15 protein-coding genes are annotated in these 22342 nt (G+C 63.6%); 4 read left to right on the forward strand and 11 right to left on the reverse strand.

Going from position 1 to position 22342, the window contains the following annotated elements; translation table 11 throughout:
* Positions 1–3: 3 nt before the first annotated feature.
* The 8 genes from BM413_RS05935 to BM413_RS05970 form a co-directional block, all read right to left on the reverse strand.
* Entirely contained in the window at positions 4–1329 is a 1326-nt protein-coding gene (locus tag BM413_RS05935; protein ID WP_091911386.1) for an NAD(P)H-dependent oxidoreductase, read from the reverse strand.
* A 163-nt stretch (positions 1330–1492) separates the two neighbouring features.
* On the reverse strand, positions 1493–2860 hold the full coding sequence (locus BM413_RS05940) for an FGGY-family carbohydrate kinase (RefSeq protein ID WP_091911387.1): 1368 nt from the start codon (positions 2858–2860) through the stop codon (positions 1493–1495).
* Between the two features lie 3 nt (positions 2861–2863).
* A complete protein-coding gene (gene rhaM / locus BM413_RS05945) occupies positions 2864–3181 on the reverse strand; it encodes an L-rhamnose mutarotase (RefSeq protein WP_091911389.1) in 318 nt (105 codons plus the stop codon).
* Positions 3181–4188 carry an ABC transporter permease gene (locus BM413_RS05950; RefSeq protein WP_091911391.1) on the reverse strand — a complete coding sequence of 336 codons (1008 nt, stop codon included), beginning with the start codon at positions 4186–4188 and terminating at the stop codon, positions 3181–3183. The genes rhaM and BM413_RS05950 overlap by 1 nt, the downstream gene beginning before the upstream one ends.
* Positions 4185–5162 (reverse strand): ABC transporter permease, encoded by a 978-nt coding sequence (locus BM413_RS05955; protein ID WP_091911393.1) that lies wholly within the window; start codon positions 5160–5162, stop codon positions 4185–4187. Before BM413_RS05955 ends, BM413_RS05950 begins: the two co-directional genes overlap by 4 nt.
* Positions 5159–6715, reverse strand: a complete 1557-nt coding sequence (locus BM413_RS05960) for a sugar ABC transporter ATP-binding protein (RefSeq protein ID WP_091911395.1) — start codon at positions 6713–6715, stop codon at positions 5159–5161. The genes BM413_RS05955 and BM413_RS05960 overlap by 4 nt, the downstream gene beginning before the upstream one ends.
* A gap of 254 nt (positions 6716–6969) precedes the next feature.
* Positions 6970–7965 carry a rhamnose ABC transporter substrate-binding protein gene (gene rhaS, locus BM413_RS05965; protein ID WP_091911397.1) on the reverse strand — a complete coding sequence of 332 codons (996 nt, stop codon included), beginning with the start codon at positions 7963–7965 and terminating at the stop codon, positions 6970–6972.
* Between the two features lie 53 nt (positions 7966–8018).
* Complete coding sequence (locus BM413_RS05970; protein ID WP_091911399.1) at positions 8019–8828, reverse strand: DeoR/GlpR family DNA-binding transcription regulator; 810 nt, start codon at positions 8826–8828, stop codon at positions 8019–8021.
* 185 nt (positions 8829–9013) lie between these two features.
* On the opposite strand from BM413_RS05970, the gene BM413_RS05975 reads away from it, so the two are divergent.
* Both BM413_RS05975 and rhaI read left to right on the forward strand, forming a co-directional pair.
* Positions 9014–11116, forward strand: a complete 2103-nt coding sequence (locus BM413_RS05975; protein ID WP_091911401.1) for a bifunctional rhamnulose-1-phosphate aldolase/short-chain dehydrogenase — start codon at positions 9014–9016, stop codon at positions 11114–11116.
* Between the two features lie 181 nt (positions 11117–11297).
* Positions 11298–12590 (forward strand): L-rhamnose catabolism isomerase, encoded by a 1293-nt coding sequence (rhaI, locus tag BM413_RS05980; protein ID WP_091911403.1) that lies wholly within the window; start codon positions 11298–11300, stop codon positions 12588–12590.
* A gap of 22 nt (positions 12591–12612) precedes the next feature.
* On the opposite strand, the gene BM413_RS05985 is transcribed toward rhaI, so the two are convergent.
* Both BM413_RS05985 and BM413_RS05990 read right to left on the reverse strand, forming a co-directional pair.
* The gene (locus BM413_RS05985; protein WP_091911405.1) at positions 12613–13608 is read right to left on the reverse strand and encodes an acrylyl-CoA reductase (NADPH); all 996 of its coding nucleotides are present in this window, start codon (positions 13606–13608) and stop codon (positions 12613–12615) included.
* 46 nt (positions 13609–13654) lie between these two features.
* Positions 13655–14404, reverse strand: coding sequence for a FadR/GntR family transcriptional regulator (locus tag BM413_RS05990; protein ID WP_091911406.1), 750 nt, complete (start codon positions 14402–14404; stop codon positions 13655–13657).
* 244 nt (positions 14405–14648) lie between these two features.
* Here BM413_RS05990 and BM413_RS05995 point away from each other — a divergent pair, with 244 nt between their 5' ends.
* Both BM413_RS05995 and BM413_RS06000 read left to right on the forward strand, forming a co-directional pair.
* On the forward strand, positions 14649–16052 hold the full coding sequence (locus BM413_RS05995) for an FAD-binding oxidoreductase (RefSeq protein ID WP_091911408.1): 1404 nt from the start codon (positions 14649–14651) through the stop codon (positions 16050–16052).
* 11 nt (positions 16053–16063) lie between these two features.
* Positions 16064–19540: an indolepyruvate ferredoxin oxidoreductase family protein gene (locus tag BM413_RS06000; protein WP_091911410.1), complete on the forward strand. Its 3477-nt coding sequence runs from the start codon at positions 16064–16066 to the stop codon at positions 19538–19540.
* Positions 19541–20170: 630 nt separating this feature from the next.
* On the opposite strand, the gene BM413_RS06005 is transcribed toward BM413_RS06000, so the two are convergent.
* A complete protein-coding gene (locus BM413_RS06005; protein ID WP_244537782.1) occupies positions 20171–22279 on the reverse strand; it encodes an acetate--CoA ligase family protein in 2109 nt (702 codons plus the stop codon).
* Positions 22280–22342 lie beyond the last annotated feature (63 nt).

Consider the following 22342-nt stretch of genomic DNA (forward strand, 5'->3'; position numbering starts at 1 on the left):
CTCTCAGGCGACGGCGCTGGTCACAAACCGGCCGTCCGACTGGTCGAGACGGCGGCGAATCTGGGTTACCACCATCGAGTCGTCAGGTACACAGTTGTCGTAGGTCAGGAACTCGCCGACCTTGAGCGGCTTGACCACCTTGGCGCGTTCGGCAAGTCCGAGCGGCAGCGCGCCTTTTTTGCGCGCATCTTCCCAGGTCATGGCAAAGCCGCGGTAATCCGTCTCGCCGATCATGCCGAGCGACTGGCCGACGCCGAGATCGCGCTTGGCGACAGCCACTGCTTCGGCCACCGGATGGTCGAGCGGCTCCATGTCAGCGCGCTTGTAAAGCACGGCGCGGGCTGCCGACAGCGGCACTTCCAGGCTGGTGAGGTGATAGGGCCGGAAGATGGTGAAATACGGGCCCTTGCCGACCTTCAGGTCGATCATGCGCTCCAGCACGCGAGGATGCTTGGTCTCGATAACGCAGAACACGCCGGGCGCGACACCCTTGCCGATGGAATAATCGACGACGCCCTTGCGATGGAGAACGCCGCCATCTTCCTTCGGGCAGAGCACGTCGGCAAGCTGTTCCAGCGTCGCCGTCGGGCCATGCATGCCGGGAACATCAGGCACGAGGCCGGTTGCGTTGGCGATGGCGACCATTTCAATCGCGGTCTTGGAGCCGTCGACGAACTCGACCAGCATGCGCGCATTCATCTTGCGCTCGGCAGCTTCCTTCTCGTAATCGGCCGGCATGGCATCGATCTTGAGGGGGTTGTTCTTGCCCTTGCCGGCAGCGACGATGCCAAAGCCGAGGCTCTTGGCAAAGCCGATGATTTCCAGCGTGCAGGCAGGCTCGTCACCGGCAGCACCCGTATAGACGACGCCGGCCTTGCGGGCCTCCTCCTTGAGGAAACGACCGATGGTGATGTCGGCCTCGACATTGAGCATGACGATGTGCTTGCCGTTTTTCATCACTTCAAGCGCAAACAGCGTGCCGATATTGGGATTGCCGGTGGCGTCGATGATGACGTCGATGCGGCCTGCAGCGGCAAGCGCATGAAGGTCTTCGGTAACCGCGACCTTACCGGCCTCAATGACGCGGTCGATATCCGAGGCGGAACTGGCCTGCACGATGTCGGAGCGGTCATGCCCGGCCAAAAGTGCGGCATCGATGGCCGCCTGCGGCCTGACTTCGGAGATCGCGCCGATGCGGAGGCCCGGCATGAGCGCCACCTGCACGACAATGTCCGTGCCCATCTGCCCGGCCCCTGCGAGACCGATGGTGATAGGCCCCTGCCGTTCGGCGCGCTCAAGAAGCTCTGCAGCGAACTGCGGATTAGACATTGCCGGTCCTCCCATGCATTTGGTATTCGGGCGTCAAAAACGTTTGAACATTTCTATTTCCCAATGAAAAATATTTCAATACCGAAAATCACAAAATCCTGCCTGCCGTTTCGGCCGGATCGAGTTTTTTTCAGAATGGGAGCATTTGAGAGGGAGAGCGTTCTCAGGAAATGCGCGAGCGCCAGGTCTCGGCATAGGATGCCAGAAGATCGCCATCTGACGGCCGGCGATGGGCAACATTGCTGCACGCACGTCCTGAAAAGGCCAGTTCGGCGGCCCCCAGGCTGGTGCCGGTGGCATTGGCCGCGCTGACGAAGACCGGTCTTCGGGTCGCGGCAGCGAGCATATCGAGAAAGAGCCGATTGTCGGCAAAGCCGCCCTCAACGATCGTCTCGCCGGAAGCGCCGATCAGGTCGAGGCAGGTCGCGGTCATCAAGGCGAGATAGAACGAAACGATGGCGGATCGTTCGCCGGCCTTGAGGTTGCGCGGCGCGATCCATTCGGCCGTTCGTTGCGGAAAAGGACCGGAGCCCTGCTGGACCGAAGGCAGGAGCATGAGTTTTTCGGCGAGGACGCGGGCGATGTCCTCGTCGGACGCCGGCGAAACATCGTTTCCGATCAGCATCTCGTATTCGCGCCCGCCCATGAAACGCGCCGAAGGGACCGGGTCGCCAAGCGCGTTGACATTGACCAGCGTGTCGCGCGCCGGATCGAGGCCACGCGGCGCACCGCCGACCGCCATTGCCACCACCCATGTACCGGTCGAGATGACGGCGAAGGGCGGCTTGCGGTGGAGGATATGCGGCAGCAGCGAGGCGTTGGAATCGTGGATGCCGCAATGGACCGGCGTTTGCGGTGACAGCCCGGTTCGCGCCGCGATCTCGGGCAGGATCGGTCCGAGCCGATCGCTTGCGGATCGCAGTGGCGGCATGAGGCGACGCCAACCTAGGCGGTCGACCATTGTCGAGAAATCGCGCCTGGCCGGATTCCAGAGATCGGTATGGCACCCCAGCGAGGTGACTTCCGTTGCCTGCACGCCTGTCAGCCGATGAGCCCAGTATTGTGGATAAGGAAGGATCGCGCGGACGGCAGGGAACTGATCCGGAAACGCTTTCGACTGCCAGAAAATTTGCGCGCCGAGATTGAGGCCGACCGGAAGCCTTGGCGTGCCGCTTTCAGCAAAAGGTGGGCGGGCGGCATCGTAGTCGGCAGTGAGGCTGTCGGGGCCGTCATGCTCATAGTCGAGGATCGGCAGTGCGAGTTCACCGCGCTCATTGAGCAGTGCCGCCGTCGCCCCATGCGCGGTCACCGAAATGGCGTCTATTTCGTGCCTACGCGCAAGGTCGGCCAGGCTGGCTATGATGAAATCCCAGAGCCGCTCCGTGTCATGATGCGGGTAAAGCCCGTCATTCGACGCGCTATTTGGCATCTTGCGAGCGTCGATCTCGGCCATGGCGTCGAGATCGACCACCACCACCTTGGCGTTGGTCTTGCCTATATCGATGACGGCGACGTGGCGCGGTTCGGCCATCGCTTATTCCATATGAAAAACGGTTTCGAGCGGCACCGCCACCGGTTCGTTATCCGGCTTCGCTTCCATGATGTCGGCCATATGCGCCCACCAGCGCTTCATCACCGGGTGGTTCGGCAGGTCGGCCATGCCGTGATCCTGCCTGCGCCACAGCACACCGAACAGAGTGTTGGTCTCCTCGTCCAGATGGATCGAATAATCAGAGACGCCGGCGTCCTTCAAAAGTGCGGTCAGTTCCGGCCAGATCGCATCGTGACGCCTTTTGTACTCGGCCTTCATGCCGGGATTGAGTCGCATGCGGAACGCGTATTTCTCGACCATCAGGCGGGGCGCTCCTTCATGAGACGCCGCCAGACGATCGGCAGCGCGATGACCAGAATAAGTAGCAGGCCGATGAAGATCGACATGACGATGCCGGGCACATTAAGCAGGCCGAGGCCGAAGGTGACCAGTCCCATGATGAGCGCTGCCAGCACCACGCCCGGAATGCTGCCGGCGCCGCCAAGGATGCTGACGCCGCCGAGCACGACCATGGTGATGACTTCGAGCTCGTACCCCTGGGCGATCGACGGGCGCGTGGAGCCGAGCCGCGAGGTTATCAGCACGGCGGCGATGCCCGACATCAGCCCGGTGAGGCAGAACAGGATGAACTTTATGCGCTCGACGCGCACGCCCGAGAACTGCGCCGCGACCGGATTGTTGCCGATGGCGAAGACGCGCCGCCCGAAGCTGGTGCGGTGAAGGATGACGTAATAGATGACCGCCGCGACCAGAAACAGCACAAGCTCGAACGACACCACCCACCAGACATAGCCCTGGCCGAAGAACGCGAAACTTTCGGGATAGCCCTTGTAGGCCTGGTCGCCGAGAATGATGAAGGCGACGCCGCGAAATAGGCTCATCGTGCCGATGGTGACGACTATGGAAGGCAGGCCGAGCCGCGTGACGAGCAGGCCGTTGAACGCGCCGCAGGCGAGCCCGACGCCGATGCCGATGGCGACGAGCCCGGGCGTGCCGACGCCGAATTGCACGGCCATGCCCATCATGGTCGAGGCGAGCGCGATGATGGCGGCAACCGAGAGGTCGATCTCGCCCGAGATGATCAGCAGCGCCATGGCCAGCGCGATCAGCGCCTTTTCGGTGAAGTTGAAGGTGAGGTCGGACAGCGACCACGGATCGAGGAAATAGGGAGAGGCAAAGCTGTTGATGGCGAAGATCGCGACGGCAACCGCGATCAGCAGCGCCTCCCAGCTGAACAGCGCCGACCGCAACGGCCGGTCAAGACGGTCGGGGATATGGCGGCCATGCGGGGCTTCGGTCGCGCTCATACTGCTTCCGCCTTCTTGAGGATAATGCGGCCTTGCCGGCGTTCGCCGCGCGCATTGAGCACGACAGCCAGGATGATGGCGCTGCCGGAAATCGCCATCTGCCAGAAAGGCGATATGTTGACCAGCGGCAGGGCCGAGCTGATGATGCCGAGGAACAGCGCGCCGAGCACCGCGCCGCCGACCGAGCCGATGCCGCCGGCAATCGATATGCCACCAATGACGCAGGCGGCGATGATGTTGAGCTCGTAGCCATTGGCGATCTCGACCGAGGCAATGACGTAGCGCGACACCCAGAGATAACCGCAGATGCCGGCCACCAGCCCCGAGATGCAGAAGGCGACGAATTTGGTGCGGCCGACATCGATGCCGGCATAGACCGAGGCGGTCGGGTTGACCCCGATGGCATAGAGCGAACGGCCGAGCGGCGTGCGCGTCAACAATACGAAGAACAGTGCGATGACGGCGACCGCGATCCATGACAGCAGCGGAATGCCGAGCATCTGCGCGCGCTGGAGGCCGATGAAGGCCGGGCTCATCTTGTCGGCATTGACCCAGGCGCCGCCCGATATCACGAAGGTCGCGCCGCGATAGATGGTGAGCGTGCCGAGCGTCACGACGATGGACGGAATGCCGAGCTTCCAGACCAGCGCACCGTTAATAGCGCCGAGCGCCAGACCCACGGCGGCGGCAACCAGTATGAGAAGCGGAACGGGGACGGCCGGAAAGGCCGCGTTGATCATCGCCACGACCATGCCGGTGAAGGCGAGGTTGGAAGCCATGGAAAGATCGATGGAGCGCGTGAGGATGACGACCATCTGGCCGAGCGCGAGGATCATCAGGATCGACGTGTCATTGAAGACATTGGCGAGGTTACGCGGGCTGGCGAAAGCGCCATAGCGAGTCGAGATCAGGCCGATCAGCAACAGGATCGCGGCGAGCAGCCAGATTTCACGATTTTTCAGGAGGGCGTTCATTGGTCAGCAATCCCCGCAGCCGTGCGCACCAAGGTCTCGGCGTCGAGCCCCTTGTTTTCGTGAACCGCTGCAATGCGTCCCTCGCGCATGACGACGACGCGGTCAGACATGCCGAGGATTTCAGGTAGTTCGGAGGAAACCATGATGACCGACAGCCCTTGCGCGACCAGTTCGGCCATGAAGCCGTGAACGGCTGCCTTGGAACCGATGTCGATACCCTTGGTCGGCTCGTCGAGAATGATGACCTTGGGCGCGGTGGCGAGCCATTTGGCGATCACCACCTTCTGCTGGTTGCCGCCCGACAGCGTGCCGACATCCTGGCTGAGTGAGGCGGCGCGCAGGTCGAGCCGCTCGGTGTATTTGCGCGCCAGCGCGAATTCGTCGGCCAGACGCAGGAGGCCGGATTTTGAGGTGCGCTTCAGCGACGGCAGCGACACGTTCTGGAAGATCGGCATGCCGATGACGACGCCCTGCTTGCCGCGTTCCTCGGGCACATAGACGATGCCCTTTTCGATGGAATCCGCGGCCGACCTTGGCGTGATCGCCTCGCCTTCCAGCGTGATCGTGCCGCGGTTCGTGCGGGTGATGCCGGCGATCGCCTGCATGACCTCGCTGCGCCCGGCGCCGACCAGCCCGTAGAAGCCGAGGATTTCGCCCTTGCGCAATTCGAAGCCGATGTCGTCGAACTCGGTCGGGTGCGACAGGCCGGAAATTTTCAGCACCGGCGCGCCGATATGGGCCTCGCGCTGCGGAAAAATGTGATCGACGGAGCGGCCGACCATCAGCCTGACGATGTCGCCCTGGCTGGTGTCTTTCAGCAGGCCCTCGCCCACCATCTCACCGTCGCGGAACACTGTGTAGCGGTCGGCGATGCGGTAGATCTCATCGAATTTGTGACTGATGAACAGCACCGCCTTGCCGTCGCCTTTCAGGAACTCGATGAGCAGGAAAAGCTCTTCGATCTCCTTGGCCGAAAGAGCGGCGGTCGGCTCGTCCATGATGACGATGCGTGCGTCGATCGACATTGCGCGCCCGACGGCCACCAGATGCTTGTTGGCAATGCCGAGATCCTTCAGCCGCGTATCGGGATCGATATGGGCAGCACCCATCGCGTCCAGCACCTCGCGAGCCTGGCTGCGCATGGTGCCCCAGTCGATGGTGCCGAAACGCGTCTTTGGCGCATGGCCGAGAAAGATGTTTTCGGCGACGGACAGTTCGTCGAACAGCACCGTTTCCTGATGGATCGCGGTGATGCCGCGCTCGAAAGCGGCGTGGGCGGTCGGCAAGGTCACGGCGTCGCCGGCAACGGTGATTGCGCCGGCGTCGGGCTGGTAGATGCCGGTGAGGATCTTCACCAGCGTCGATTTTCCGGCACCATTCTCGCCGATCAACGCGGTCACCTGTCCGGGATAAAGCGACAGCGCCACATCGTGGAGCGCACGCACGCCGGGAAAGCTCTTGCTGATGCCCGAAAGCGTCAGAAGCGGCGTCTCACCCTCCCCATTATTGGAAGGGTCACGAACTATGCGAACGGCGTGAGGGTCGGCAAGCATTACGGTATCCTGCTTTGCGTTCTCGAAACTCTACCCCACCCGAAGGGCAATCGCATACGCCACTGCCCACCCCCACTCCGTCTCGGCTTCGCCGATCCACCTCTCCCCCTCAAAAGGGGAGAGGAAGGGCGCCAGCTTTCCAGACGTTTCCTCTCCCCCGTCGATCGGGGGAGAGGTGGCTCGGCGAAGCCGAGACGGAGTGGGGGTCGGCTTCTATCTGCGATCACCCTCCCCACGGCGGGGAGTGCCGAAGATCAATAGATCTTCGAGAACTTCTCGATGTTCGACTTGTCGAAGGTGAAGGGATCGGCCATCGGCGCGGAATTGTCGTCGTCGAGCGTGATCTTGCCGACGCGGCCGATCGAAAGTTCGGCACCCGGCTTGGCCTCGTCCTTCTTCACCGCGAGGTCATAGGCAAGATAGGTAGCCGAATAACCAAGGTCGATCGGGTTCCACAAAGCCACGGCCTGTGAAGCGCCATTGTCGATGAACTTCTTGAACTCCGACGGCAGCGCCAGGCCGGTGACATTGACCTTGCCGATCAGGTTCTCGTCGGTCACGACCTGCGCGGCGGCAACAACACCTACCGTCGTCGGCGCGATGATCGCCTTCAGGCCCGGATAGCTTTTCAGCAGGCCTTTGGCCTCGTCGGTGCTCTTGGCCGAATCGTCATCGCCATAGACGGTGGCGACGAGATTGATCTTGGGAAAGTCGGTCGGCAGAGCCTTCTTGGCCGCTTCGATCCAGGCGTTCTGGTTGGTGGCCGTCGACGATGCCGACAGGATTGCCACGTCGCCGCCTTCAGGCAGATAATCGGCGGCGAGCTTGATGATCGTCTTGCCGATCAGGTCGGTGGCCGACGGGTTGAGGTGAAGCTGACGGCCTTCCTTGGCAACGCCCGAATCCCACGAGATGACCGTGATGCCGCGTTCCATCGCCTTCTTCAGCACTGGCACGAGTGCGTCCGGGTCATTGGCCGAAATGGCGATGGCATTGACCTTCTGGGCGATCAGCGAATTGATCACTTCGATCTGAGCCTCGGCGGTCGCCTTGGTCGGGCCGGTGTAGATGATCTCGACATCGCCGAGCTCCTTGGCGGCTTCCTGCGCGCCGGTGTGGGCGGCGTCGAAGAAGCCGTTGCCGAGCGACTTGACGACCAGTGCGATCTTGGTGCTTTCGGCATGTGCGGCGGTTGCGAACATGGCGGCCGAAAGTGCTGCGGTCACCATCAGTTTCTTCAAGATGTTCATCGAGTTCCTCCCTTTGACGTTGTATTCCATCAGCGCTGCGACCGGGAATTCCCTCACGCCTGCAGCGAAGATTCCTCCATTTTCGATGCCGTGTTTTTCGCCACGATCAGATTGACGCCTGCGTCCTCCAGCATCTTGGCTTCGCGGTCCTCGACGCCGTCGTCGGTGATGACGGTGGTGATGCGCGCCAGGCCGCACAAGATCAGGCTTGAGCGCTGCCGGAATTTCGAAGAATCGACCAGCACGACCAACTCGTCGGCCTGATCAATCAGTTTCTGCTCGGCCTGGATCAGCAGCGGGTCGCCTTCCATCAGGCCGAGCGGCCCCAGCCCCTGCGCGCCCATGAACATCCGCCGCGCATAGAAATTGCGGGTCACGTCATTGTCGAAGGGCGACAGGATGATGTTCTGCTCGCGGTAGATGGTGCCGCCCGACAGCATCACCGTGTTTTTGGAATGCTTGAGCAGATGCTCGGCAATGGGAAACGAATTGGTGAAGATCGGCATGCGCCGGTTGGTGAGAAAATGCACCATCTGGAAAGTGGTGGTGCCGCCATTGATGATGATCGGCTCGCCATCGGCGCAAAGCTCGACCGCCTCGCGGGCAATGGCGCGCTTCTTGGAGGCGTTGAGCGTTTCGTTGACGGAAAAGGGCCGGCCGGCAAGGCCGATGAACTGCGGCGGGTTGATCGCCTCGGCACCGCCACGCACGCGGCGCAGCCGCTTCTGCACATGGAGTGCTGCGATATCGCGCCGGATCGTCGCCTCCGACGATTCCGTCAGATCGACCATTTCCTGCACGGTCACCACAGGCTTTTCCTGGATGGCCGACAGAATGATCCGATGGCGTTCCTTTTCGTGCATGGTTCCTCCGTTGCTGGTCATTAGGTCATTCATACCGGTCACTGTCAATCAACTTCAGTCATTTTATTTCATTGTGCAGCGCAGTATGATCGAACATGATCGTTTTTGATTGACAGTAATGCCCCGATCATGAAAGCCTTGGGCAAATTCCGCGCTGCCCTCGCGCGGCTCTGGGAGGATGGAAAATGCTCGAAACGCGCACGGCCAAGCGCCTCGCCAACCTTTGGGATGAGGCCAAGGCGGCATCCATGTCGGAAGCGCAGCGCCTGCTCTACCGCTCCAACCTTCTCGGCTCCGACAAGCGCATCACCAACTATGGCGGCGGCAACACCTCGGCCAAGGCGATGGAGAAGGACCCGCTGACCGGCAATCAGGTCGAGGTGCTGTGGGTGAAGGGCTCGGGCGGCGATGTCGGCACCATCAAGCTCGACGGCTTCGCCACGCTCTACATGGAAAAGCTCGAAGCGCTGAAAGGTCTCTACCGCGGCGTCGAATTCGAGGACGAGATGGTGGGCTACCTGCCCCACTGCACCTTCTATCTCAACCCGCGCGCCGCCTCCATCGACACGCCGCTGCATGCCTATGTGCCGCAAAAGCATGTCGACCACATGCACCCGGACGCGGTGATCGCCATTGCGGCGGCGAAGAACAGCCGGGAATTGACGCAGCAGATTTTCGGCGGCGAGATCGGCTGGCTGCCCTGGAAGCGGCCGGGCTTTGAGCTCGGCCTCTGGCTGGAAAAATTCTGCCGCGAAAACCCGAAGGCAACCGGCGTCGTGCTGGAAAGCCACGGCCTGTTCACCTGGGGCGACACGGCAAAGGAATGCTACGAGACGACGATCCGCATCATCAACCGGGCGATCGAGTGGTTCGAGGAAAAGAGCGTCGGCAAAGCGGCCTTCGGCGGCGAAGTACGCCCTACCCTTCCCGCAGCCGAGCGCAAGGTGATCGCGGCAAGGCTGATGCCGGCGATACGCGGCATGATCTCGGCTGCCGAGCGCAAGGTCGGGCATTTCGACGATTCGCCCGCCGTGCTGGAATTCGTCGCCGCGCGCGACATGCAGCCGCTGGCCGCCCTCGGTACCAGCTGCCCGGACCATTTCCTGCGCACCAAGATCAGCCCGCTGGTGGTCGATTTCGACCCGGCAAAGCCCGACCTCGACAAGACGCTGGCTGGCCTCGGCGCAGCGGTCGAGGAATATCGCAAGGGCCATGCCGCGTATTACGAGCGCTGCAAGCGGCCTGAGAGCCCGCCGATGCGCGACCCGAATGCGGTCGTCTATCTGGTGCCCGGCGTCGGCATGATCACCTTCGCCAAGGACAAGGCCACCGCGCGCATCTCGGCGGAATTCTACGTCAACGCCATCAATGTCATGCGCGGGGCGTCGAGCGTTTCATCCTATATGGGCCTGCCCGAGCAGGAGGCCTTCGACATCGAATACTGGGTTCTGGAAGAGGCAAAACTCCAGCGCATGCCCAAGCCGAAGCCGCTGGCCGGCAAGGTGGCGCTGGTGACCGGCGGCGCTGGCGGCATCGGCAAGGCCACCGCTGAGCGCCTGCTTCGTGACGGCGCCTGCGTGGTGCTGGCCGATATCGACGAAAGCGCACTAGCCGCTGCCAATGACGATCTCGCCAGCCGGCACACGGCCGATGCCGTGCGCAGCGTGCGGCTCGACGTGACCCGCGAACAGGACGTCATCGACGCCTTCACTTCCGCCGCGCAGCAATTCGGCGGCATCGATATCCTGATCTCAAATGCCGGGATTTCGTCTTCCGCGCCCATCGACGAGACGGAATTGTCGATGTGGAACCGCAACATGGATATCCTGTCGACCGGCTATTTCCTCGTTGCCCGCGAAGCCTTTCGCCTGATGAAAAAGCAGAAGACCGGCGGCGCCATCGTCTTCATCGCCTCCAAGAACGGCCTCGCCGCCTCGCCCAACGCGTCGGCCTATTGCACCGCCAAGGCCGCCGAAATCCACCTCGCCCGCTGCCTGGCGCTGGAGGGCGCGGAGTTCGGCATTAGGGTCAACACGGTCAACCCCGATGCTGTCCTGCGCGGCTCGAAAATCTGGACCGGCGAGTGGCGCGAACAGCGCGCCGCCGCCTACAATATGAGCCCGGACGAACTCGAGGAGCATTACCGCAAGCGCTCGATGCTGAAGCTCAGCGTGTATCCGGAAGACATTGCGGAGGCGGTGTTCTTCTTCGTGTCGGACATGTCGGCGAAGTCCACGGGTAACATCGTCAATGTCGATGCGGGCAATGCGCAGAGTTTTACGCGGTAAATGCGGTAAACTTCAACCTTTGCGCTGCCCTCACCTGCCTGCCGGCATCCTCTCCCCGTATAGAGGATGGCTGGCTGCAACCTTGCCGCTTCTCCCTTCTCCCCGTCACTATACGGGGAGAAGGTGCCGGCAGGCGGATGAGGGGCAGCGCCAGCATGACAAGGCTTGGGAGGAATTATTAGTGACGGAAACCATCATCTCCGCCGACATCGTCGAAAGCGAAAACGAAAAGCGCCGCGCAGAACTCGCGCGCGACTACGCCTCGCTCGGCGAGCGCCTCGACCGGCGCGGCATTGCCATCGACGCGATCCGCGACAAGGTGGCGGCGTTCAAGGTCGCCGTGCCGTCATGGGGCGTCGGGACCGGCGGCACGCGCTTCGCGCGCTTTCCGGGCGCCGGCGAGCCACGCGACATTTTCGACAAGATCGAGGACTGCGCCGTCATCCAGCAGCTGACGCAGGCAACCCCAAAGGTCTCGCTGCATATTCCATGGGACAAGGCCGATGCCAACCGGCTGAAGCAGGCGGCGAGCCGCTTCGGGCTCGGCTTCGATGCGATGAACTCCAACACCTTTTCGGACGCGGCGGACCAGAAGCTCAGCTACAAATTCGGCTCGCTGTCGCATGCCGATGCCGCTACGCGCCAGCAGGCGGTGGAGCACAATCTGGAATGCATCGAGATCGGCAAGACGATCGGCTCGAAGGCCTTGACGGTGTGGATCGGCGACGGCTCGAACTTTCCGGGGCAGGTCAATTTCACCAAGCAGTTCGAGCGCTATCTCGACGCAATGAAGGCCGTCTATGCCGAGCTGCCGGACGACTGGCGGCTGTTCACCGAGCACAAGATGTACGAGCCGGCCTTCTATTCGACGGTCGTGCAGGACTGGGGCACCAACTATCTCATCGCGCAGGAGCTCGGGCCGAAAGCCCACTGCCTCGTCGACCTCGGCCACCATGCGCCCAACGTCAATATCGAGATGATCGTCGCCCGGCTGATCCAGTTCGGCAAGCTCGGCGGTTTCCACTTCAACGATTCGAAATATGGCGACGACGATCTCGACGCCGGCTCGATCGATCCTTACCGGCTGTTCCTGATCTTCAACGAACTGGTCGATGCCGAGCTGAACAACACCAAGGGATTCGACCCCGCCCATATGCTCGACCAGAGCCACAATGTGACCGACCCGATCGAGAGCCTGATGCTGTCGGCGATCGAAGTCCAGCGCGCCTACGCCGCCGCCTTGCTGGTGGATCGCAAGGCGCTGGAGGGCTTTCAGGATGACAATGATGCACTGATGGCAACGCAGACGCTGAAGGTCGCGTACCGGACCGACGTCGAGCCGATCCTTGCCATGGCGCGTCTCGATTCAGGCGGCGCAATCGACCCGGTTGCCGCCTGCCGGGCTGCCGGCTACCGCGCCAAGGTCGCCGCAGAACGGCCGGCGGTTGTGGGCGGAAGCGGCGGCATCGTCTAACGACACCGCCGCCTGCCAGAAACTACTTGCCGATCTCGATCACAACGCGGCCGCGCACCTGACCGGCCAGGATCTCGTTGGCGAGTTCCGGCAGCCTGGACATCGGCTCGACGCGGGTGATGCTGGAGAGCGCTTCGCGGTCGAGATCGCGGGCCAGCCGCTCCCACGCCTTTTCGCGCTTGGCAATCGGCGCCATGACGGAATCGACGCCCAGAAGGGCAACGCTGCGCAGGATATGCGGCAGCACGGTCGCCGGCAGATCGGCACCACCGGCGAGGCCGCAGGCAGCCACCGCACCGCCATAGACGGTCTGCGACAGGACATTAGCCAGCGTGGTCGAGCCGACGGAATCGACGGCACCGGCCCAGCGTTCCTTCTGCAGGGGGCCGCCCTTTTCGGAGAGCGAGGCACGATCGACAAAAGCGGTCGCTCCGAGCTTGGCCAGATAATCATGCGTTTCCGGCCGGCCGGTGGCGGCGGTCACCTTGTAGCCGCGCTTGGAGAGCAGCGCGATCGCTGTCGAGCCGACGCCACCGGCCGCACCCGTCACCAGAATTTCGCGCTGGTCGGCAGCGATCGTGCCCCAGGCTTCGAGCGCATCGACGCAAAGGGCTGCCGTGTAGCCGGCGGTGCCGATGGCCATCGCGTCCTGCAGGCTGAAGGCGTCGGGCAGGCGGATCAGCCATTCCGGCTTGACGCGCTGGAAGCGCGTGTAGCCGCCCCACTCCGTTTCCGAGAGGCCCCAGCCGTTGAGCACGACCTTGTCGCCGGCCTTCCACTTGTCGGAGCGCGACTCGACCACCGTGCCGGCGATATCGATGCCGGCAACCATCGGCAGTTTGCGGGCGATGCGGCCCTTGCCGGAAACGGCAAGACCGTCCTTGTAGTTGAGCGTCGAGAAGGCGACCTCGACCAGCACGTCATGGTCCGGCAGATCGGCAACGGTGATCTGCTTGAACGCAGCCTTGGGCTTGCCGCCTTCGTCTTCGATCATGAGTGCGGTGAACGTATCGGACATGGTACCTCCAAATTATCCGGTGGTTGTTACGAGGGCTATCGTGCCCTCAGGCGCGGGCGGCCAAGGCGCGCTCGCGCCGTTCGAGACTGGTGGAATAGTTGTCGCGCAGATAGGCGAGCATGGCGGCAAGCGCCTCCGTTGCCTTTACCGCATCACGGTTTTTGATGGCCGACGCCAGCTGCTTGTGGAAGCCGGCGACGGCGCGGCGATCGCGCACCCGCGAAACGATCATGTTGGTGATCGGCATGAAGGCCTCGACCACCGTGTACATCATCAGATTGAGCGGGCCGTTGCCGGCCGAATTCACCAGCGCGCGGTGGAAGCGCACGTCGGAAGCGCAGAAGGCTTCATCGGAAATGGTCTCATCGAGCTGGACGCGGATTTCCGATTCGAGCGCCTCGATATCGGCATCCGTGCGATTGGCAGCAGCCAGCCGGCAGCAGATCGTCTCGGTTTCGAGGCGTGCGGTGATGATCTCGTCGATGTCGAAAGCGCCGATGCCGACCAGCAGCGTGGCAGCGCCGGTTATGGCTGCGGAAAGCCCTTCGGGATCGGGCCGCGTGACGAAATTGCCGCCGGTCGGGCCACGCCTTGAGCGGATGAGGTTTTCTGCGGCAAGGCGCTTCAGTGCTTCGCGCACTGTCGGCCGGGAAATGCCGAAGCTCTTTGCGAGTTCTTCCTCGGTCGGCAGGCGCTCGTCGATCTTGAGCCTGCCGTCCAGAATGGCCGAGCGGATGTTGTCGGCGACCTGCTTGGCCACCCCCGACCGCACGACTTCATCGTATTTGAGGATCATAGGCTCCGTCCCTTGGCTATGTGATGGATGCCACGAAGCGGCGCGGAAAGCCATATCTTTTTAATGAATATAGGTTTGACAAATAGCCGCCCGGGAATATGGTTGATCGACAGCGGTTTCAACAGGTGGCAAGCGTGTCCAGTCAGGCATTTCGTCGGGTCTTTTTGGCGCGTGGTTACGAACGTTCGCAGGGCGGCAGCCGGCCGGTCGAAACCTTCTCCCTTCAGCGCGGTTCCTGACGTTCATGAGTCTCGAAGGCGATCGGCTTCTGTCCGAACTAGACGGCAAGCTCGACGCGGGCGGCATTCTTGCCGGCCCGACAGTCGACGAACGCTACCGTGACGACCCGGATGGCAAGCTTGGCGCATTGCCGGAAATTGTCCTGCGTCCGCGCGACACCGAGGGCGTTGCGGCGGCACTTGCCGCCTGCAACCGCCTCGGCCAGCCTGTGGTCGTGCAGGGCGGACGCACCGGGCTTGCGGGTTCGGCACGCGTGCAGCCCGGCGAAGTAGTGCTGTCGCTCGAGCGCATGACGGGGCTCGGCAACCCGGATCGCGAAGCGGCAACCATCACCGTCCAGGCGGGTGCGACAATGCAGGCCGTCCAAGAGGCCGCCGACAATGCCGGCCTGATGTTCGGCGTCGATATCGGCGCGCGCGGCTCGGCCACTGTCGGCGGCAACATCGCCACCAATGCCGGCGGCATTCGCGTGCTGCGCTACGGCATGTATCGCGCCCAGGTTCTGGGGCTGGAGGCAGTGCTGGCCGACGGCAGCGTGCTGACCTCGCTGAAAGGCCTGCCGAAAGACAATTCCGGCTACGACCTCAACCAGCTTTTCATCGGCACCGAAGGCACGCTCGGCGTCGTCACCCGCGCCGCACTCAGGCTGCATCCCAAGCCGCTTTCGGAGGTCAATGCGTTTTGCGCGCTGCCCTCATTCGAGGCCGCAATCGCACTGCTTGGCCTGCTGCGCCAGAAGTTGGGGCCGTTGCTTTCGGCCTATGAGGTGAATTTCGCACCGCTTTACGACGATATGATCGGCAGCATGACAGCACCCGCGCCATTGCCCGCCGGCTCGCCGGTCTATGTGCTGACCGAAATCCAGGGCAACGAGCCGGATCGCGACGGCGAGCGCTTCGCCGAGGTGCTGATGCAGGCCGTGGAAGACGGCATCGTCAGTGACGTGGTCGTTTCGCAATCGCCGCGCGAATTCCATGCGCTTTGGGCGGTACGCGAAAGCGTCAATCCCTTCCTGTTCGCAATGAAGGGGCTGATTGGCGTCGATGTCAGCCTGCCGCTGGCGCGTATGAAGGCGTTTCTCGCGCAAACCGAAAGCGCGATCCGCGCCATCGATGCCAGCGCCGCCATCTATGTCTTCGGCCATCTCGGCGACGGCAATCTGCACTATCAGGTGCTCACCACTGAGCCGGCCGCCGCATACGACATCATCTATCGCGGCGTCGCCGCTGCCGGCGGCGGCGTGTCGGCCGAGCACGGCATCGGCCTCGACAAGAAGCGCTGGCTGCCACTCGTTCGCAGCGACGCCGAACTCGCAGCGATGCGGCGGCTGAAGACCGCGTTCGACCCGAACAACATCCTCAATCGCGGGCGCGTCTTCGACATCGCGCCACCCGATCCTTCCGCCTGACGGAGCAGACCATGTCCGTAGCCACCGTTTCAGCCACGCAACATGACAAAGCGCCCTCGCCATCAAGGGAAGGGGTAAGCCTCGACGACCGCTACGCGCTGGAGCGCGGACGCATCCTCGTTTCGGGCACGCAGGCGCTGGTGCGCCTGCCGATGATGCAGCGCCAGCGCGACCTTGCCGCCGGTCTCAACACCGCCGGCTATGTCTCCGGCTATCGCGGCTCGCCGCTGGCCGGTTTCGATCGCGAAATGGCGCGCGCCGGCAAATATCTGAAGGCCAACCACGTCGTCTTCCATCCCGGCCTGAACGAGGACATGGCCGCAACCGCCGTCTGGGGCACGCAGCAGACCGGCATGTTTCCCGGCGCGCGCTACGACGGCGTCTTTTCCATGTGGTACGGCAAGGGACCCGGCGTCGACCGCTCGATAGACGTCATCCGCCACGCCAACGCCGTCGGCACCGACCGCCATGGCGGCGTGCTGCTTCTGGCCGGCGACGACCACGGCGCCGTCTCCTCCACGCTGGCGCATCAGAGCGAGCACAATCTGATCTCGGCGATGGTGCCGATGCTGTCGCCGGGCGGCGTCGGGGAATATATCGACTACGGTCTCTACGGCTGGGCGATGAGCCGCTATTCCGGCGCCTGGGTCGGCTTCAAATGCCAGACCGAAATCGTCGAATGCACGGCGACCGTGGACGTCTCGCCGGACGGGCTTTCGATCGTCATGCCCGACCTCGTGCTGCCCGGCGACGGGCTGTCGCTGCGCTGGCCGGACGGCCCGCATGCGATGGAGCGGCGACTCGAGCACAAGCTGGAGGCCGTGCACGCCTTCGCCCGCGCCAACGGCATCGATCGCATCCAAGGAGGCAAGGCACGGCTCGGTATCGTCTCGACCGGCAAGTCGTGGCTCGACCTGCTCGGCGCGCTGGCCGTACTCGGCATCGACGAAAAGCGCGCTTCGGCTCTCGGCATCCGCCTTTACAAGGTCGGGCTGGTCTGGCCACTGGAGCCGGAAGGTCTTCGCGCCTTTGCCGACGGCTTGGACGAGATTCTCGTGGTCGAGGAAAAACGGCCGGTGATCGAGGAGCAGATCAAGTCGCTGCTGTTCAACATGCCGACTGAGCGCCGCCCGCGCGTCATCGGCAAGGCCGACGAGAAGGGTGCGCCGCTGCTGCCATCGATCGGCGAGATCAATTCTGTCGCGGTCGCACGGGCGGTGATGTCGCGCCTCGGCAAGCCGGACAAGGCGCTGGCCGCCAATGCCAGCCGCATCGAAGAGATCGCGGCAGCCGTTCCCGCAGAGGCGATCGCGCTGAAGCGCGAGGCCTATTTCTGCTCGGGCTGCCCGCATTCGATTTCCACCGTCGTGCCCAAGGGCAGCCGCGCCTCGACCGGCATCGGCTGCCACATGATGGTGATCGGCGTCGAGGATCGCAACACCTCGACCTTCACGCAGATGGGCGGGGAAGGCGGCGCCTGGATCGGCCTGTCGCCCTTCACCGACGAGAAGCACATTTTCGTCAATATGGGCGACGGCACCTATTTCCATTCCGGCCTGCTGGCGATCCGCGCGGCGATCGCGGCAAAGGTCAATGCCACCTACAAGATCCTCTACAACGATGCCGTCGCCATGACCGGCGGCCAGCGCCACGACGGCGAGGTGACGGTGCCGGGTATCGTCGATCAGGTGCTGGCGGAAGGCGCGAAACGCGTCGTCGTCGTCTCCGAAAAGCCGGAAGCCTGGGAGGGCGTGCTGCCGCGCGGCGTCGCCATCTATCACCGCGACGAACTCGATGCTGCACAGCGCGAGTTGCGCGAGATCGAGGGCGTCACCGTGCTGGTCTTCGACCAGGTCTGTGCTGCTGAAAAGCGCCGCCGGCGCAAGCGCGGCGCCTTTCCCGTTTCGCCCAAGCGCGCCTTCATCAACGAGCTTGTCTGCGAGGGCTGCGGCGATTGCTCGGCCGTTTCCAACTGCATCTCGATCGAGCCCAAGGAAACCGAATTCGGCCGCAAGCGCGCCATCAATCAGTCGAGCTGCAACACCGACCTCTCCTGCATCAAGGGCTTTTGCCCAAGCTTCGTGACGGTCGAGGGCGGGCAGGTGCGCAAGCCGAAAGGCAAGGCAAAAGAGGCTGATTTCTCCGACCTGCCGATGCCCGCTTTGCCGGCTATCGACCGGCCCTACAACATGCTGCTCGCCGGCATCGGCGGCACCGGTGTCATCACCGTCAGCGCCATTCTCTCGCAGGCGGCACATCTCGACGGGCTTGGCCTGCTCACGCTCGACCAGACCGGTCTGGCGCAGAAGAACGGCGCGGTGACCTCGCATATCAGGCTGGCGCGCGATCCCGCATCGCTCAACACCATCCGCATCGGCCCCGGCGAATCCGACCTGATCCTCGGCTTCGACATCGTCGTGGCGGCGTCGGCCGGCTCACTCGCCACCGTCGCCAATGGCCGCACCAAACTGGTGCTGGACGACCATTTCGCGCCGACCGCCTCCTTCGTGAAGAACACCACCATCGACTTCCGGCAGGAAGCGACGCTGAAGCAGCTTCGGCAGGCAGCCGGCGAGAACGCGCTGTCGCTGGTCTCGGCCACCAAGCTTGGCACGGCGCTGCTTGGCGACGCGATTGCCGCCAACATGTTCCTGCTCGGCAATGCCTGGCAGCGCGGGCTGGTGCCGATCAGCCTCGCCGCGATCGACAAGGCGATCGAGATGAACGGCGCGGGCGTTGCCATGAACCGCGCCGCCTTCGGCTGGGGCCGGCGCGCGGCGGTCGATGCGGACGCGGTGTCGAAGGCCGCGCATGTCGGGCCGGAAGCGGCAAAGCCGGAGACGCTCGAGGAAGTCGTGGCGCGGCGCGCCGAATTCCTCACCGCCTATCAGGACACCGCCTATGCCGGGCGCTACCGGGCGCTGGTCGAAAAGGCGCGCAAGGCTGATGCCGATTTCGGCCTGGCGGTCGCGCATGGCGCGTTCAAGCTGATGGCCTACAAGGACGAATACGAGGTCGCCCGGCTGCACCGCGACCGCTCCTTCGCCCAAAAACTGGCCGAACAGTTCGAAGGCGACTTCAAGCTGAAATACCACCTGGCCCCGCCGATGATCTCGCGCATCGATCCGCGCACCGGCCATCCCGGCAAGATCGCCTTCGGGGCGTGGATGGGGCCGGTGTTCGGCCTGCTGGCGCGCTTCAAGGGGCTGCGCGGGACGCGGCTGGACCCGTTCGGCCGCACCGAGGAACGCCGCATGGAACGGCAGCTGATCGCGGATTATTTTGCCATGGTGGAGGATTTGGCGGGAAAGTTGTCCGCGGACAACCGCACCGTTGCTATCGAGCTCGCAAAGCTGCCGGAAGAGGTTCGCGGCTTCGGCCATGTGAAGCTTGCGGCGGTCGAGCGTTATGAGAAGAAGCGCGCGGCGCTGGTGGTGAAAGTCGATGCTGCTGCAGCTTCGCCTTCCGTTGGAGAGGTCGCCGCTTAGGTGCGTCCTTCGAGGCTCGCTAGTGCTCGCACCTCAGGATGAGGGAGGCTGGCGCCCATGATCCTGATCCTGAGGTGTAAGTGCATTTCAGAATGTAGGCTTCTGCCGGCACACCCTCCCTCATCCTGAGGTGCGAGCGTCAGCGAGCCTCGAAGGACGCACCTGTTCATCGCCACGCCCGGTTTTCACCGTCTGGCCATTGTCAAAGATCGGGAAGCGGGGCGCATGGCCGTGCCTTCCTAATGTTTAGTACGTGGCGCGACTTCCGCGCCCCGCTCGGTGTCTGTCCCGAAGTCGGCCAGTCACAACGCCCGCTCCATGTACATTCCATGGACAAGACGCCGCGGGTTCTCCGCATGGTTTTGGGCAGTGGCATTTGCGCCGTGCTCGTTCCACGCCGGCCTGTGTCGGGCCCTCGGGTCCCTGGCTACCACACCAGGGCGGGAGGTCACCGCCACTCCCCCTTGATCCCGGTTCCAGACCCGGTCCCGCAGGAGCGATGGGAGGATTATGTGCGAGGTGTCTTGGGGTGTGGAAAGATTGGGGGTGAAAAAATGTGTGGGGTGAATGGAAACAATGGGTTGACGGGAATCGGATAAAATTCTTTCCCCCAAAATCCAAGGCTGCCGCCTACCGTGCAATCACCAGTGCATCGAGCGCGCAAGCGCCCCTGCCCTTCTCAAACACCACAACCGGATTGAGGTCCACCGCCTCGACCAGATGGCCGTAGCGATCGGCGAAGCGGGACAGCGCCAGCATGGCATCCACCAGCGCTTCGCGGTCGGCTGGCAGCGCGCCGCGATGGCCGGCGAGCAGATGGCCAAGGCGCGTGCGGTCGATCAGCGCTTCGGCGGCAGTCCGGTCAATGGGCAGCAGGTCGAACGCGGCGTCCTTGACCAGTTCGACCAGCACGCCGCCGACACCGACGACGATGCCAAGCCCAAAGGGTTCATGCCGCACCAGCCCGACCAGCGCCTCGACGCCGCGACCGGCCATTTCCTGCACCACGACGCCGCGCAGTTCAGCCTTGGGCGCATAGGCGCGCGCCGACGCCATGATGGTCTCGAAAGCCTGCCTCGCTTCGGCTTCGGAAGCGATGTTCAGCCGCACGCCGCCGGCCTCGGTCTTGTGCAGAATGTCCGGCGACTCGATCTTCAGCACGACCGGGAAGCCGATTTCCAGCGCGGCACCCGCCGCTTCATCTGCCGTGGTCGCGAGCCGTTCCTTCGTGACCCGCAGGCCGCAGGAGGCGAGCAGTTCCTTGGCTTCGCGCTCGGTCAGTTTTTCGCCGGCGGCGAGACGCTTCGCCCATGGATCGTCTGCGGGAGCCGGTTCGATGGCGGGCGATATGGCGGCGCGAAGAACCGGCGGCTCGACCGTGTTGCGGATGGCCGTCAGGGCTGCGCGCGTCCCGTTGAGCACCGGGACGCCGTCAAGCACCGCGCGCACTGAGGGATGATGGCCCGATGAGAGATTGCTCATGAAGACAGCCGGAACTGCAGCGCTGCGCGCATAGCCTGCAACGGCCTCGGCGATGCCGACATATTCGGCGGCCCCGTCCGCATCGAGGCCGACCGGCGCATCCTGGGACGCGACGATCAGGCCTATAGAGGGATCCCCGGCCAGCGTTTCCAGCGCCCGGGCGTAGATTGAGCCGTCGGCGAAGACGATGCCGGTGGTGTCGACCGGGTTCTGCGGCGTGGCGAAGGCCGGCAGCAAGGTTTTCAGGTCGGCTTTCGTCTGGGTGGCCAGTTCGGGCAATTCCAGGCCGATCTCGGAGGCGATGTCGGAAACATGGGCGACGCCGCCGCCGCTGACGCCAACCACCGCAACGCCCCTGGCGCGCGGTTTTGCTTTCAGCGACAGGCAGAGCGAGGCCGTCTCGACGAAAGCATCCATGTCGGACACTTCGATGACGCCGCTGTTGCGGAAGAAGGCTTCATAGGCTTCGTTGGCGGCGGCGAGCGCGCCAGTGTGGGCGGCGGTCGCGGCAGACCCCTTCGCCGAGCGGCCGGCGCGCAGCGCGATAACCGGCTTGCCGGCGGCGTGCATGGCCTGCATTGACGCTAAGAAGGCTTTTGGATCGCGGATCGCCTCGATGACGACGCCGGCAACGCGGGTCGCCTCGTCGGAAGCGAGAAAATTGAGATAATCCGGGATGTCGGTCGCGGCACTGTTGCCGGACGAGACGATGTGGCTGAGGCCGAAGCGGCCGGTGTTGGCGAGCGCGATGGCGCTGGCGCCGGAATGGGAAAGCAGGGCCAGGCTGCCCTTCTTCAGGTTCGGCGACAGGGTGGACGAATACAGTGCCGCGCCACTGGAAAGGTTGAACAGGCCGAGGCAGTTCGGGCCGCAGATCGCCATGCCGTATTTTTCAGCGATGTCGACCAGCGCCTGCTGGCGCGCCTTGCCCTCGTCGTCAGTCTCGGCGAAGCCGCTGGCCAGCACGACGGCGGCCTTCGTGCCGGCCTTGGCTGCCGCTTCGAGCGCGCCCAGAACATGCGCTGCGCCGATGCCGATCACGGCGACGTCGGCGGGCTTGTCGAGCCGGTCGAGGGCGGGAATGGCCGGGATGCCGAAGACCTGCTCGGCCTTGGGGTGCACCGGGATGATCGTGCCGGAAAAGCCGAACGCCATCAGGTTGCGCATGACATAGCTCGAAGAAGCGTCCGCTCGCTCGGTGGCGCCGATGACGGCAACGGAGCGCGGGTTCATCAGGGCCTGCATTGCGGCGGTCATGTCAGGTGATTTCATCGCCATCGTATTTCAGTTCCCCCAACCTCAGCGCCCACAAGCGCACGC

Source organism: Mesorhizobium sp. YR577 (assembly GCF_900116595.1).
Classification (GTDB): domain Bacteria; phylum Pseudomonadota; class Alphaproteobacteria; order Rhizobiales; family Rhizobiaceae; genus Mesorhizobium_M.